The sequence below is a fragment of the Microbacterium sp. che218 genome, from assembly GCF_040436305.1.
Taxonomy (GTDB): domain Bacteria; phylum Actinomycetota; class Actinomycetes; order Actinomycetales; family Microbacteriaceae; genus Microbacterium; species Microbacterium algihabitans.
The window spans coordinates 2,208,130-2,220,241 of record NZ_AP031501.1 but is presented as its reverse complement, the minus strand read 5'-3'; the positions used below and the strand labels follow the sequence as shown (position 1 = coordinate 2,220,241).

The window sequence follows — 12,112 nt, the reverse complement described above, 5'->3', positions numbered from 1 at the left end:
GCCTAGGGTGAACGACGTGAGCACGACGACCGGCCCGGAGCGCACCCGCGTTCCGGGCCGCCGTCCGTTCCGACGCGGCTGGTTCATCGGCGCGTCGATCTCGCTGATCTGGACTTATCCGGTGCTGGTCGAGCTGTGGCAGAGCCCGAGCGTGACGGGTCACCTCGTCGGCACCGCGATCATCATCGTGTTCGCCGCCGTGTTCATGGCGACCGTTCCCTACGCCCGCGTCACCCCGTCGCGCATCCGCAGGCTGCTGCCGACGGTGGTGCTCTTCGCGCTGAGCCTCACGCTGCTGCCCTGGCTGGGCACCGACATCCGCTGGATGTGGACCTTCGTCGGCGTCGCGTTCGCCGTCTCGGCGATGGGCCGGAGGACCACCTGGCTCTTCGTCCCGGCCCTCAGCGCCGTGTCGTTCATCGTCGGCGACGCGATGGGGGCGGATGCGTTTTCGAACGTCGTGAACTCGGCGATCATCCTCTCGATCTCGATCATGATGTTCAGCTTCGTCGAGAACATCTCGACCCTCGAGCGGCTGCGTGCGGCTCAAGAGCAGATCGCCGAACTCGCCGCCGAACGCGAGCGCGGCCGCGTCGCCCGCGACGTGCACGACATCCTCGGACACTCGCTCACGGTGATCACCGTCAAGGCCGAACTGGCAGGACGACTGATGGATGCCGGCTCCCCGGCCGCCCGCGACGAGATCGCCCAGATCGAAGGCCTCTCCCGCGGAGCCCTGGCCGACGTGCGCGCGACCGTGCACGGGTATCGCGGCGTGAGCATCAGCGGCGAGCTGGCCGCCGCCCGCGCCGCGCTCGAGAGCGCCGGCGTCTCTGCAGACCTGCCCGGCTCCACCGACCAGGTGCCCGCCGATCGCCGCGAGCTCGCCGGGTGGGTCGTGCGCGAGGCCGTCACCAACGTGGTGCGCCACTCCGGCGCGAGTGCCTGCCGCGTGCGACTCGACAACCGCTCGATCGAGGTCGCCGACGACGGATGCGGCCCGGCGTCCACGGCATCCACCGGCTCAGGACTCACGGGACTCCGCGAACGCGTCGAGACCTCGGGAGCGCGGTTGACCATCGGCCGCAGCGACCTGGGCGGCTTCAAAGTGAAGGTGGCGTGGTGATCCGACTGCTCATCGCCGACGATCAGGCCCTCGTGCGCGGCGCCCTCGCCGCCCTGCTCGGGCTCGAGGCCGACATCGAGGTCGTCGCCCAGGTCGGACGCGGAGACGAGGTGGTCGAGGCGGCGCGCACGTCGGAGGCAACCGTCGCGCTGCTCGACATCGAGATGCCGGGCATCGACGGGATCGCCGCCGCCGCGCAGTTGCGCGCGGAGGTTCCCGGATGCCGCGCCCTCATCGTCACGACCTTCGGACGCCCCGGCTACCTGGCGCGGGCGATGCAGGCCGGCGCGTCGGGCTTCGTGGTGAAGGACACCCCCGCCACCGAGCTCGCGGATGCCGTGCGGCGGGTGTCGCAGGGGCTCCGCGTGGTCGACCCGCAACTGGCCGCCGAGTCGCTCGCGCAGGGGGACTCGCCCCTGACGGAGCGTGAGACCGACGTGCTCGCCGCGGCGCGCGACGGAGGCACGATCGCCGACATCGCACGGACCGTCCACCTCTCGGAGGGCACGGTGAAGAACCACCTCTCGAGCGCGATCGGCAAGACCGGCGCACGCAACAGGGCGGATGCCGTGCGGGTCGCCGTCGAGCGCGGGTGGCTCTAGCGGTCGGCGCCCACCCCGAACGCCTCCGCCTCTTCCTCGGTCAGCATCCGGGAGCGGATGAGGAAGCGCATGCCCGTCGGCCCCTCGACCGAGAAGCCGGCGCCGCGGCCCGGGACGACGTCGATCGTCAGGTGCGTGAACTTCCAGTACTCGAACTGCGACTCCGACATGTAGACCTGAATGGGGTCGTCCAGACCCGCGTCGATGTCGCCGAGGTGCACGTCGCTGGGGCCGGTGATGAACATGCCCACGGGGTAACACATGGGGGAGCTGCCATCGCAGCAGCCGCCGGACTGGTGGAACATCAGCGGCCCGTGCTTGACGGTGAGCTCGCGCAGCAGCGCGGCCGCGGCATCCGTCACATCGACGCGAGAAAGCTCGGCCATGTCCCGTTCCTTTCGAACGATGTCCCACTTTCGGTCGCCTGAAGGGTCCTCAGGCGACCGATTGTGGTACATGGCGACGCGGCGCCGGGAAAGCCCCGGCGCCGCTGCGACTCAGAAGAAGCCCATCGCCCCGTCGGCGTACGACACGAGCAGGTTCTTCGTCTGCTGGTAGTGGTCGAGCATCTTGAGGTGGTTCTCGCGACCGATGCCCGACTGCTTGTATCCGCCGAACGCCGCGTGCGCGGGGTACTGGTGGTACGTGTTCGTCCAGACGCGGCCCGCCTCGATCGCGCGTCCGGCGCGGTAGGCGGTGTCGCCGCTGCGTGCCCAGACGCCCGCGCCCAGGCCGTAGAGCGTGTCGTTGGCGATCGAGATGGCGTCGTCGAAGTCGTCGAACGTTGTGACCGACAGCACGGGGCCGAAGATCTCCTCCTGGAAGATGCGCATGTCGTTCGTGCCCTCGAACACCGTCGGAGCGACGTAGTAGCCGCCCGAGAGGTCGCCGCCGAGGTCGACGCGCTCACCGCCCGTGAGCAGCCTCGCCCCACCCTGCTTGCCGATGTCGATGTACGACAGGATCTTCTCGAGCTGGTCGTTCGAGGCCTGCGCGCCGATCATCGTCTCGGGGTCGAGCGGGTTGCCCTGGCGCACCTTCTTCACGCGCTCGAGGCCGTCGCCGAGGAACTGGTCGTAGATCGACCGCTGGATCAGCGAGCGCGAGGGGCACGTGCAGACCTCGCCCTGGTTCAGCGCGAACATCGTGAAGCCCTCGAGCGCCTTGTCGTAGTACGCGTCGTCGGTGTGCAAAGCGACGTCTTCGAAGAAGACGTTGGGGCTCTTGCCACCGAGTTCGAGCGTCACGGGGATGAGGTTCTGCGAGGCGTACTGCATGATCAGGCGGCCGGTCGTGGTCTCACCCGTGAAGGCGATCTTGCGGATCCGCTTGTGCTGCGCGAGCGGCGCACCCGCCTCGATGCCGAACCCGTTGACGATGTTCACCACGCCCGCGGGGAGCAGGTCGCCGATGATGTCGAACAGGAACAGCAGCGATGCCGGCGTCTGCTCGGCCGGCTTGATCACGACGCAGTTGCCCGCGGCGAGAGCCGGGGCCAGCTTCCACGCGGCCATGAGGATCGGGAAGTTCCACGGGATGATCTGACCCACCACACCGAGCGGCTCGTTGAAGTGGTACGCCACCGTGTTCTCGTCGAGCTGGCTGAGCGAGCCCTCCTGCGCCCGCAGCACGCCCGCGAAGTAACGGAAGTGGTCGACCGTGAGCGGAATGTCGGCGGCGAGCGTCTCGCGCACCGGCTTGCCGTTCTCCCACGTCTCGGCGACGGCGATCTTCTCGAGGTTCTCCTCGATGCGGTCGGCGATCTTGTTCAGGATGACGCTGCGCTCGGCGGGGGTGGTCTTCTTCCACAACGCGAACGCCTTCCACCCGGCCTCGACCGCGCGGTCGATGTCGTGCGCATCGCCGCGGCCGACCTCGCAGAACGGCTTGCCGGTGACGGGGGTGATGTTCTCGAAGTACTCCCCGCTGTGCGGCTCGACCCATTCGCCGCCGATGTAGTGCCCGTACCGCGCGCGGTACTCGGCGACGGCTCCGCGGGTTCCGGGAGCGGCGTAGACGCTCGAGACGCCTTCTTCGACGATGGTCATGCGTGTCTCCTTCGACGGTCATGAGTCGCCGCGTCGACTTCGGGCGGCGATGCGCCGACGGTACGCCGCGGGAGGTTGCATCGAGTTGCGCGGGCGAGCGGGCGTGCGCTCAGGACGCATTCGATCGACGAGACCGCACGAGATCGACGCGAAACGGGTGCGTCGTCGACGAACGAATGCGGCTTCGACGCACGCGCGGGCGGGACGGCCGGACAGAACGACGGATGCCGCGACCCTCGGGCCACGGCATCCGTTCGAGTGAACGCGGTCTAGGCGTCGGCGTCGGCGAGCACCGAGCGCAGCGGGGGCACGTTGACCTCGTGCAGGTCGACGTCGTCGAGGCGCTCGATGCTCTGTACGCGCGGCGCGATCGCACGGTCGTCGGCGACGATCCAGCTGCCGACGAGCAGGAAGCGGTCGTTGCCCGCGGTGATCGGCCCTGTGAGGGCGAACGTCTGGTGCGTGGGCGTGAGGAAGGTCACGCGCACGGGGGTGCCGTGGGGGAGGGTCGAAGGATCGAGGACGTCGGCCTCGAGCGCGGGCTGGGGCGCCTCGATACCCAGGTCGATGCGCTGGATCTCGGAGCTCGTCGCGAGGATGACGTCGCCGACGAGCGGCTGCCCGCCCACGCCGATGCGCACCGTGCCCTCGAGCGCATAGAGGCCATAGCGCGGTGAACGGACGATGACGCGGGCGACATCGCCCGCCTTGACCTCGGCCAGCGCCTCGCGGATGCGCCCCACGTCGCGACGGGCCCGGGCTGCCGAGAAGATGTCGAGCGCTTTTTCGTCCATATGTTCAGAGTAACGAGGGCCTCCGACATCGGGCTCCGAACCCGCGGGGTGGGTGCGGGCCTCAGTCGCGATCGAGCCTCTCGATGCGGGCGACGAGTCCCGCGCGCTTGGGTGATCGGGCCGGGAGCATCGACAGGCACAGCCGCAGCACCTCGCCGTCGTCCCGCCCGTCGAGGGTGTCGGCGTAGGCCAGCAGCACATCGACCCCCGCCTCGGCGATGAGGGCCTCGCGCAGCGCCGATCGCACCGATTCGCGCACCTCGACCACCCCGGGCGCGTCGGACTCGGGCAGCACCGCACCCGCATAGGCCGCGAGCGCGACCCGGTGCGCCCCGCGATCCAACAGTGACAGCACGTGCTGCGCGTCGGTCTCGAGGCCATCGGCCAAGCGGTACGGCCGGGACTGCGGCACCAGCTGCGGGGCGGCCGGCACCAGCACGCGGCGCAGGCGCACCATCTCGGGCCGCAGCGTTTCGACGGCCGAATGCCCGTACACGGCTTCGCTGAGCGCCTCGGCCGACAATCCCTCGCGGTGCATCGCCAGCAGCAGCAGGATCTCGGCGTGCCGCGCACTCAGTTCGAGGCTCGACCCTCCGGCCTCCAGCAGCGCGCGATCCCGCCCGAGGATGCGCAGGAGAGCCCGCGGCGGCGTCGACCGCCGCGGGGGAGGAGCCTGCTGCGCACGCAGTCGTGCGACGAGGATCTCGCTCTCGATCGCCCGGGCCGTGGCATCCACCAGCAATTGCGCTTGAGGGGTCACGGCCTCGACTCCGCCCGTGACGTCGATCACGCCGAGCAGTCGCCGGGTCTCGGGATCGTGCACGGGCGCGGCGGTACACGACCACGGCTGCACGAGGCGGTTGAAGTGCTCCGCGCCGCGGATCTGCACCGAGCGGTCGAGGGTCAGGGCTGTTCCGGGGGCCGAGGTGCCGACGGCGTCCTCCGACCAGTTGGCACCGGCGACGAAGCCCATGTCACCCGTCAACGCGCGGATGTGCCGGTCGCCCTCGACCCACAGCAGGCGTCCGGCGGCGTCTCCGACCGCGACGACCACGCCGGATTCCTCCGCCGTGCCGGGCAGCAGCAGCGAACGGATCATGTCCATCACCCCGGCCAGCGGATGGCCCTGCCGGTACGCCTCGAGCTCGTCGGTCGTCAGATCGAGCGGGGGCAGTCCCTCGGGTCCGACGAGCGAGGCGAGTGAGCGCCGCCACGACTCCTGCACGAGGGGGCGGACGTCGTTCAGCCGGCGGTCCTCGTTTCCGGCGATGAGTTCTTCGTGAGCGCGCGCGATGAGCAGTCCCGAGGTCTCGGGAGAAACGGCCGGTCGCGACCATGGAGAGGACACACGACTCCCATCGGCGGTGACGGAGGTGGGTCCAGTGTAGGTCGGGTGGCACGTGGGCGGGAGGGTCGGCCTCAGCCGGTGCGGTCCAGGGATTCGCCGTCGAGCCCGGTTGCCCTTCGTGGATGAGAAGAGCACGGTGGAAGGACCGACAGAAAGGAACGCCATGAAGGCTGTGCAGTACCGCGAGATCGGCAAGGGACCCGAGGTCGTCGAGATCGAGGAGCCCCACGCGGGCCCGGGCCAGGTGCGTCTGAAGGTGACCGCGGCCGGCCTCTGTCACTCCGACTGGTTCGTGATGGACCTCCCCGAAGACCAGTACACCTACGGCCTGCCACTCACGCTCGGCCACGAAGGCGCGGGCATCGTCGACGAACTCGGCGAGGGCGTCGAGGGCGTGAAGATCGGCGCGGCCTACGCGATCTACGGCCCGTGGGGCTGCGGGCGCTGCCACGCGTGCGCGCAGGGCGCCGAGAACTACTGCCCCTACGCGGCCGAGATGGGCATCACCCCTCCGGGCCTGGGCAGCCCGGGCGCCATGGCCGAGTACGTCATCGTCGACGACCCGCGGCACCTCGCTCCCCTGGGCGACCTCGATCCGGTCGAGACGGTGTCGCTGACCGATGCCGGACTCACCCCGTACCACGCGATCGTCTCCGCGAAACAGAAGCTGTACCCCGGTGCGACGGCCGTGGTCATCGGCGTCGGCGGGCTCGGGCACGTCGGCGTGCAGATCCTCCGCGCGATCACCCAGGCCACCGTCATCGCCGTCGACCTCGGCGAGGACAAGCTGGCCCTCGCCCGCGAAGTCGGCGCGCACCACACGGTGAACTCCGACGAGCATGCGGCGGAGCGCATCCGCGAGCTCACGAACGGACTCGGCGCCACGGCGGTCTTCGACTTCGTCGGCGTGCAGCCCACGATCGACCTCGCGCGCGCGGTCGCGGGGATCGACAGCTTCATCCACATCGTCGGCATCGGTGGCGGCATCATGCCGGCCGGCTTCTTCTCCACGCCGATGGGTGCCGCGGTCCGTGCTCCGTATTGGGGCACGCGCAGCGAGCTCATCGAGGTGCTCGATCTCGCCCGCAGCGGCGCCGTCGGCGTCCACGTCGAGCGCTACGGCTTCGACGGTGCCGTCGAGGCGTACGCGAAGCTGCACGAGGGGCAGGTGCGCGGCCGCGCCGTCGTCGTGCCCTGACGCGAACCACGAGGGGGTGGCATCCGGATCATGGATGCCACCCCCTCGGTGTGTCCGCCGGGTGAGCGCGTCGAGAAGAAGCGGTTTCGCACTACGCACTACTGCGCACTGCGTGGTACTGTCCGTGGCAGACAAGCGAAGGGGGCCGCGTGGATACGACGCAGCTGTTGAAGGGGGTGCTGGACGCCGCGGTACTGGCCGTCGTGCAGCACGACGACGGGTACGGGTACGACATCGTGCGGCGCCTGCGCGAGGCTGGGCTCGGCGAGGTCGGCGACGCGTCGGTGTACGGCACGCTCCGCCGCCTGTACTCCGCGGGCGCACTGTCGAGCTACGTCGTGCCGTCGGAGGGCGGACCGCACCGCAAGTACTACGCGATCAACCCGCAGGGCCGTGAGCTGCTCGATGCGCAGCGCACCAGCTGGACGCACTTCGCATCGGCCATGACGAGCCTGCTCGACGACACCACTCCCGCCCCGAAGCTGCGCACGATCGGAGACGCACGATGATCACCACGACCGTCCACGACGACATCCGCGCCTTCGCCGCCGCCGTCCGCTCGCATCTCGACGACCTCCCTCTCGACGAGGTCGACGACCTGCTCGACGGTCTCGAAGCCGACCTCGCCGACCAGGCGAGTGAGGCCGGCGAGGAGTTCACGCTCCCGGATGCCGCGACCTACGCCGCCGAACTGCGCGCGGCCGCGGGGCTTCCGGAACGCGGATCCGCGGCCACCCCGAAGAAGCGTTTCGCCCTCGTCGACGACGTGCGCCGCGGCTGGGCGGAGTTGCGCGACCGGGTCCGCGCCACCGCGGTCGGCGCCTGGCTGCTCGACCTGCTCGTTTCGCTCCGGCCTGCGTGGTGGGTGCTGCGCGGCGTCGTGTTCTACCTCTGGTTCTTCCTCGCCTTCATGCCGCGGCCCAGCACGGGCGGCATCCTGGACGCGATCCTCACGCTGAGCTACAACCCCGTCTCGTGTGCGATCCTGCTGGCCTGCCTGCTCGTCAGCGTGCAGTGGGGCAGGGGTCGCTGGGCGCCGTTCGCCTGGCTGCGCGTGGTGCGCACGACGCTGACCGTCTTCGCCGTGATCGCGGTGCCGATGTTCGCGGGCTCGTTCTCGACGGCTCTCACGCAACTCTTCGTCGGCTGGGTGGACGCTCCGCAGGCGGCGGACGCGACGCCCGGACTGGCCGTCGACGGACAGCGGATCCGCAACATCTACGCGTACGACGCCGCCGGCAACCCGATCACGGGAGTGCAGCTGTTCGACCAGGACGGCAACCCGCTGCGCACGATCGGCGGCGTGGGATCGTCCGAGCCCTACGACGCCTACTTCGCCGGGGGCGGCGGCCCCGTTCCCGTCGCCGACTCGTACCCGGGCGCCGCGCCGCTGTGGAACGTCTACCCGCTGCGCGAGATCCCGGCCGACGACTGGGCCTGGGACACCATGACCGACCTGGCGACCGCGACGCTTCCCGCGTTCCCGTTCGACCGCGTGCAGCCTCTGCCGCAGGGCGACCGCTCCGCATTCTCGGCCCCGACCCCCGGGCCGACGCCCAGTACAGAAGCGACCCCCGCGACGCAGCCCACGCAGGCGGTGACCCCGTGACCGATCCGCCGCGCATCATCAGCATCGACCTGACGCACCTCGTCCTCGAGGCACTCGGCCAGGCCGACGACGATGGCGATCGACCTCACTGAGACGGGCGTCCGGGACGGATCTTCGGGGGAGTGGGGGCTCCCGAATGCCGTCCCGGGCGCCGCGGGGACGCTTCATTCCGGATCGGGCATGTACCGTCGTGCGGATCAGACCGGCGACGCGCCGTCGGCCGTCGTCCACCGCCGGCGTGTCACCCACGAGATCCGCATGACGGTCGCGCCGACCACCCAGGAGCGGTGACAGGGCAGTTTCAGCCCCGCGCCGCCCACCACTCGCGCAGGCGCTTCTCGGCTTCGTCCTCACCCAGCACACCCTCGTCGAGCCGCAGCTCGAGCAAGAAGCGGTAGGCCTCGCCGACCTCGCGACCGGGCGTGAGACCGAGGACCTCCTGGATGCGGTTTCCGTCGAGCTCGGGGCGGATCGAGTCGATCTCCTCCTGCTCGCGCAGTGCGGCGATACGGTTCTCGATGTCGTCGTAGGCGGATGCCAGGCGCTGGGCCTTGCGCTTGTTGCGCGTGGTCACGTCGGCCCGGGTCAGGATGTGCAGGCGCTCGAGCTCGTCGCCGGCGTCGCGCACGTATCGCCTCACCGCGGCATCCGTCCATGCCCCCTCGGCGTAGCCGAAGAAACGCAGGTGCAGCTCGACCAGTCGCGTGACGACGGTGGTCGTGGCCGCATCGAACCGCAGGGCCTGCAGGCGCTTGCGTGCGAGACGCGCACCCTTGATGTCGTGGTGGTGGAAGGTCACCCCTCCACCCGCCTCGAGACGCCGGGTCGCGGGCTTGCCGATGTCGTGCAGCAGGGCGGCCAGGCGCAGGGGAACGTCGGGAGCGGCATCCGGATGCCGTTTCTTCTCCAGAGCGATCGCCTGGCGCAGCACGGTGAGCGAGTGCTCGTAGACGTCCTTGTGGTGGTGGTGCTCGTCGACCTCGAGACGCAGAGCGGGCACCTCGGGCAGGAACTCCTCGATCAGGCCGGTCTCGACGAGAACCCGGATGCCGCGGACGGGGTCATCCGTCTGCAGCAGCCGCACGAGCTCGGCCTGGATGCGTTCGGGGCTCACGATCTCGAGCGAGCCGCGCAGCTCGGTGATGGCGTCGAGGGTGTCCGGATCGACCGCGAACTCGAGCTGCGAGGCGAAGCGTGCCGCGCGGAGCATACGGAGAGGGTCGTCGCCGAAGCTCACGGCGGGGTCGATCGGGGTGCGCAGGCGACCGGCCAGCAGATCTTCGACGCCTCCGGTGGGATCGACCAGCGCCCGCGCGGGAACGCGCAGCGCCATCGCGTTGACGGTGAAGTCGCGCCGGCTGAGGTCGGCCTCGAGCGTGTCGCCGAACTCCACGGTGGGCTTGCGGGTGACGCCGTCGTAGCTGTCGGCGCGGTAGGTCGTGATCTCGACCTGCTCGCCCTTCACCTTCGCGCCGATGGTGCCGAACGCGCGGCCGACGTCCCACTGCACGCTCGACACGGGTTTGACCAGGGCGAGGATCTCGTCGGGACGCGCGTCGGTGGTGAAGTCGAAATCGTGCGTCGTGCGACCCAGCAGGGCGTCGCGCACCGGACCGCCCACGATCGCCAGATCGCGCCCGGCGTCGGCGAACACGCGAGCGAGCGTCGCGACCACGGGATGGGCGGCGAGCTCCTCGAGGCGCGCGAGACCCTCGACCATGTTCAGCATGCCTTCGAGCCTAACCGGGGCGCCTCACGGCCACGGGCTGCTGCTCACGCGTCGGCGAACGACACGAACCCGGTCACGAGCAACTCGCGCACGCGCGGCAGCACGTCGGCGCGCAGCTCGACGGCGTCCACCTCGAGCAACTGCGCGATGGCGTCGACCAGCACTCCCACGGCGAGGTCTCCGTCGCACGCGCCGACGAGGGCCGCGAGAGCAGGGTCGACCTCGATCGTCCGCGCGAACCCGCCACCCTGGCGCAGTTCGATGACCGAGGGATCCTCCTCGCCCGGACGGTGATGGCGCGCCTCGGTGACGTCGGGCGCCACCTTCAGAACGGCTGAGGCGAGGTCGTCGTCGTCCATGAGAGCTGCGCGGTCGTGCGCGGCGAGGCAGGCGGCCAGGTGCGGACCGAAGGCCGCCTCGCCCCCGCCGGCGACGCGCTCGTAGCGCGCGAGGGTCGGGGCGCCCGCGAGCGGCCGGCGCAGCAGCACGTAGCCGAACCCGACGCCGGTGACGCCCCGACGCGCGAAGTCGTCGAGCCACGCGTCGATGAGGGCGGCGTAGGCCGGGGTTCCGGGAACCGTGCCGCCGTCGCGCACCCATAGCTCGGCGTAGGCCAGCGGGTCGAGCATCTCGCGCTCGATCACCCACGCGTCCATCTCCGAGCCGACCCACCCGCGCACGCGGTCGAGGCCCGTCTGGCCCCAGCGGTACTCCCAGTTGCCGAGCGACTGCGCGACCCCACCGGGAGCGAGGTTCTCGCCGACCCCCGTGATGACCGCGGCCACCAGGGCATCGCCCTCCAGGCCGCCGTCGCGGTACTCGTACGACGGAACGCCCTCGACCCGTGGCGTGATGACGAACGGGGGATTGGATGCCACGCGGTCGAACGTCTCGCCCGCCACCGGCTCGAACAGCGACCCCAGCCGCGTCTCGATGCCGTCGACACCGTTCAGAAGCGCGTTCACGCGGGTGAAGCGGAGGGCGCGCTCGGAGATGTCAGTGGCCACGACGTGGTCGACGAGCCGTCGGAGGCGGAGGGCTTGGATGCCGCAGCCCGTGCCCAGATCGAGAGCGGTGCCCCCGCGTCGGGTCAGCTGCAGGCGGGCAAGGGTCTGAGAGGCTCCGCCGACGCCGAGCACGTGGTCTTCGGGCAGGGGACCCTCGAGCGCGGCCTCATCCAGGTCGCTGGCGATCCACCACTCGACCTCTCCCTCGTCGTCGGCGAAGGCCTGCGGCCGCACCAGCACGGCGGGAGTGACCTCGTCGCCCTCGGCGCGGACGAGACCCAGAGCCACGGCTCCGTCGACCCCGAGCGAGGGGAGCGCCGTCTCGGCATCCGCTCTGTCGACGGCGAAACCGAGTCCCCACAGGCGCCCGAGCACGGCCAGGGCGTCGGTGCGCTCACCGAGCGCGCGCTGGGCCGGGCGCCGCAGGCCCCGTGCGACGGCGTCGTCGGCTTGAGCACCCCACGCATCGCGCAGGGCGGCGCTGGCGTAGCCCGCCCCGCGGAGGTCGTCGGCGAGGGCCTGGCACAGCTGGGGATCGGGTTCGGGGAGCACCGGTCCATTCAACCGTCTGCGCGAGGCTATCGGGGGGCTCGAAGGGAGGCGGGCCTAGACTCGCAGGCGGTACGAGGCCCCCTCGTTCCACCGACGATC

General features: G+C 70.6%; 11 protein-coding genes. 5 read left to right on the top strand and 6 right to left on the bottom strand.

Features of this window, described 5'->3' with window-relative positions:
• Window positions 1-16 precede the first annotated feature (16 nt).
• Complete coding sequence (locus ABXS86_RS10460) at window positions 17-1,126, top strand: sensor histidine kinase (protein ID WP_353664392.1); 1,110 nt, start codon at window positions 17-19, stop codon at window positions 1,124-1,126.
• Window positions 1,123-1,728, top strand: a complete 606-nt coding sequence (locus ABXS86_RS10455; RefSeq protein WP_353664391.1) for a response regulator transcription factor — start codon at window positions 1,123-1,125, stop codon at window positions 1,726-1,728. The genes ABXS86_RS10460 and ABXS86_RS10455 overlap by 4 nt, the downstream gene beginning before the upstream one ends.
• Here the strand turns inward: ABXS86_RS10455 and ABXS86_RS10450 are convergent.
• The 4 genes from ABXS86_RS10450 to ABXS86_RS10435 form a co-directional block, all read right to left on the bottom strand.
• The gene (locus tag ABXS86_RS10450; protein WP_353664390.1) at window positions 1,725-2,114 is read right to left on the bottom strand and encodes a DUF779 domain-containing protein; all 390 of its coding nucleotides are present in this window, start codon (window positions 2,112-2,114) and stop codon (window positions 1,725-1,727) included. The genes ABXS86_RS10455 and ABXS86_RS10450 overlap by 4 nt on opposite strands.
• A 111-nt stretch (window positions 2,115-2,225) precedes the next feature.
• Entirely contained in the window at window positions 2,226-3,776 is a 1,551-nt protein-coding gene (locus ABXS86_RS10445) for an aldehyde dehydrogenase family protein (RefSeq protein WP_353664389.1), read from the bottom strand.
• Window positions 3,777-4,045: 269 nt separating this feature from the next.
• Window positions 4,046-4,570, bottom strand: coding sequence for a hypothetical protein (locus ABXS86_RS10440; RefSeq protein ID WP_353664388.1), 525 nt, complete (start codon window positions 4,568-4,570; stop codon window positions 4,046-4,048).
• A gap of 61 nt (window positions 4,571-4,631) precedes the next feature.
• Window positions 4,632-5,918: a GAF domain-containing protein gene (locus ABXS86_RS10435; RefSeq protein ID WP_353664387.1), complete on the bottom strand. Its 1,287-nt coding sequence runs from the start codon at window positions 5,916-5,918 to the stop codon at window positions 4,632-4,634.
• Window positions 5,919-6,081: 163 nt separating this feature from the next.
• On the opposite strand from ABXS86_RS10435, the gene ABXS86_RS10430 reads away from it, so the two are divergent.
• The 3 genes from ABXS86_RS10430 to ABXS86_RS10420 all read left to right on the top strand — a co-directional run bounded on the left by ABXS86_RS10430 (window position 6,082) and on the right by ABXS86_RS10420 (window position 8,725).
• Complete coding sequence (locus ABXS86_RS10430; protein ID WP_353664386.1) at window positions 6,082-7,116, top strand: NAD(P)-dependent alcohol dehydrogenase; 1,035 nt, start codon at window positions 6,082-6,084, stop codon at window positions 7,114-7,116.
• A gap of 149 nt (window positions 7,117-7,265) precedes the next feature.
• Window positions 7,266-7,625 (top strand): PadR family transcriptional regulator, encoded by a 360-nt coding sequence (locus ABXS86_RS10425; protein WP_144831012.1) that lies wholly within the window; start codon window positions 7,266-7,268, stop codon window positions 7,623-7,625.
• A complete protein-coding gene (locus ABXS86_RS10420) occupies window positions 7,622-8,725 on the top strand; it encodes a hypothetical protein (RefSeq protein ID WP_353664385.1) in 1,104 nt (367 codons plus the stop codon). Before ABXS86_RS10425 ends, ABXS86_RS10420 begins: the two co-directional genes overlap by 4 nt.
• Before the next feature lie 301 nt (window positions 8,726-9,026).
• On the opposite strand, the gene ABXS86_RS10415 is transcribed toward ABXS86_RS10420, so the two are convergent.
• Together ABXS86_RS10415 and ABXS86_RS10410 are read right to left on the bottom strand one after the other, a co-directional pair.
• Entirely contained in the window at window positions 9,027-10,454 is a 1,428-nt protein-coding gene (locus ABXS86_RS10415; protein ID WP_353664384.1) for a CCA tRNA nucleotidyltransferase, read from the bottom strand.
• Window positions 10,455-10,498: 44 nt separating this feature from the next.
• Window positions 10,499-12,013, bottom strand: a complete 1,515-nt coding sequence (locus ABXS86_RS10410) for a methyltransferase (protein WP_353664383.1) — start codon at window positions 12,011-12,013, stop codon at window positions 10,499-10,501.
• Window positions 12,014-12,112: the final 99 nt, after the last annotated feature.

Coding starts and splice junctions, on each gene's coding strand:
- ABXS86_RS10450 (WP_353664390.1), bottom strand. CDS start 2,114: ATGGCCGAGCTTTCTCGCGTCGATGTGACGGATGCCGCGGCCGCGCTG.
- ABXS86_RS10445 (WP_353664389.1), bottom strand. CDS start 3,776: ATGACCATCGTCGAAGAAGGCGTCTCGAGCGTCTACGCCGCTCCCGGA.
- ABXS86_RS10440 (WP_353664388.1), bottom strand. CDS start 4,570: ATGGACGAAAAAGCGCTCGACATCTTCTCGGCAGCCCGGGCCCGTCGC.
- ABXS86_RS10430 (WP_353664386.1), top strand. CDS start 6,082: ATGAAGGCTGTGCAGTACCGCGAGATCGGCAAGGGACCCGAGGTCGTC.
- ABXS86_RS10420 (WP_353664385.1), top strand. CDS start 7,622: ATGATCACCACGACCGTCCACGACGACATCCGCGCCTTCGCCGCCGCC.
- ABXS86_RS10415 (WP_353664384.1), bottom strand. CDS start 10,454: ATGCTGAACATGGTCGAGGGTCTCGCGCGCCTCGAGGAGCTCGCCGCC.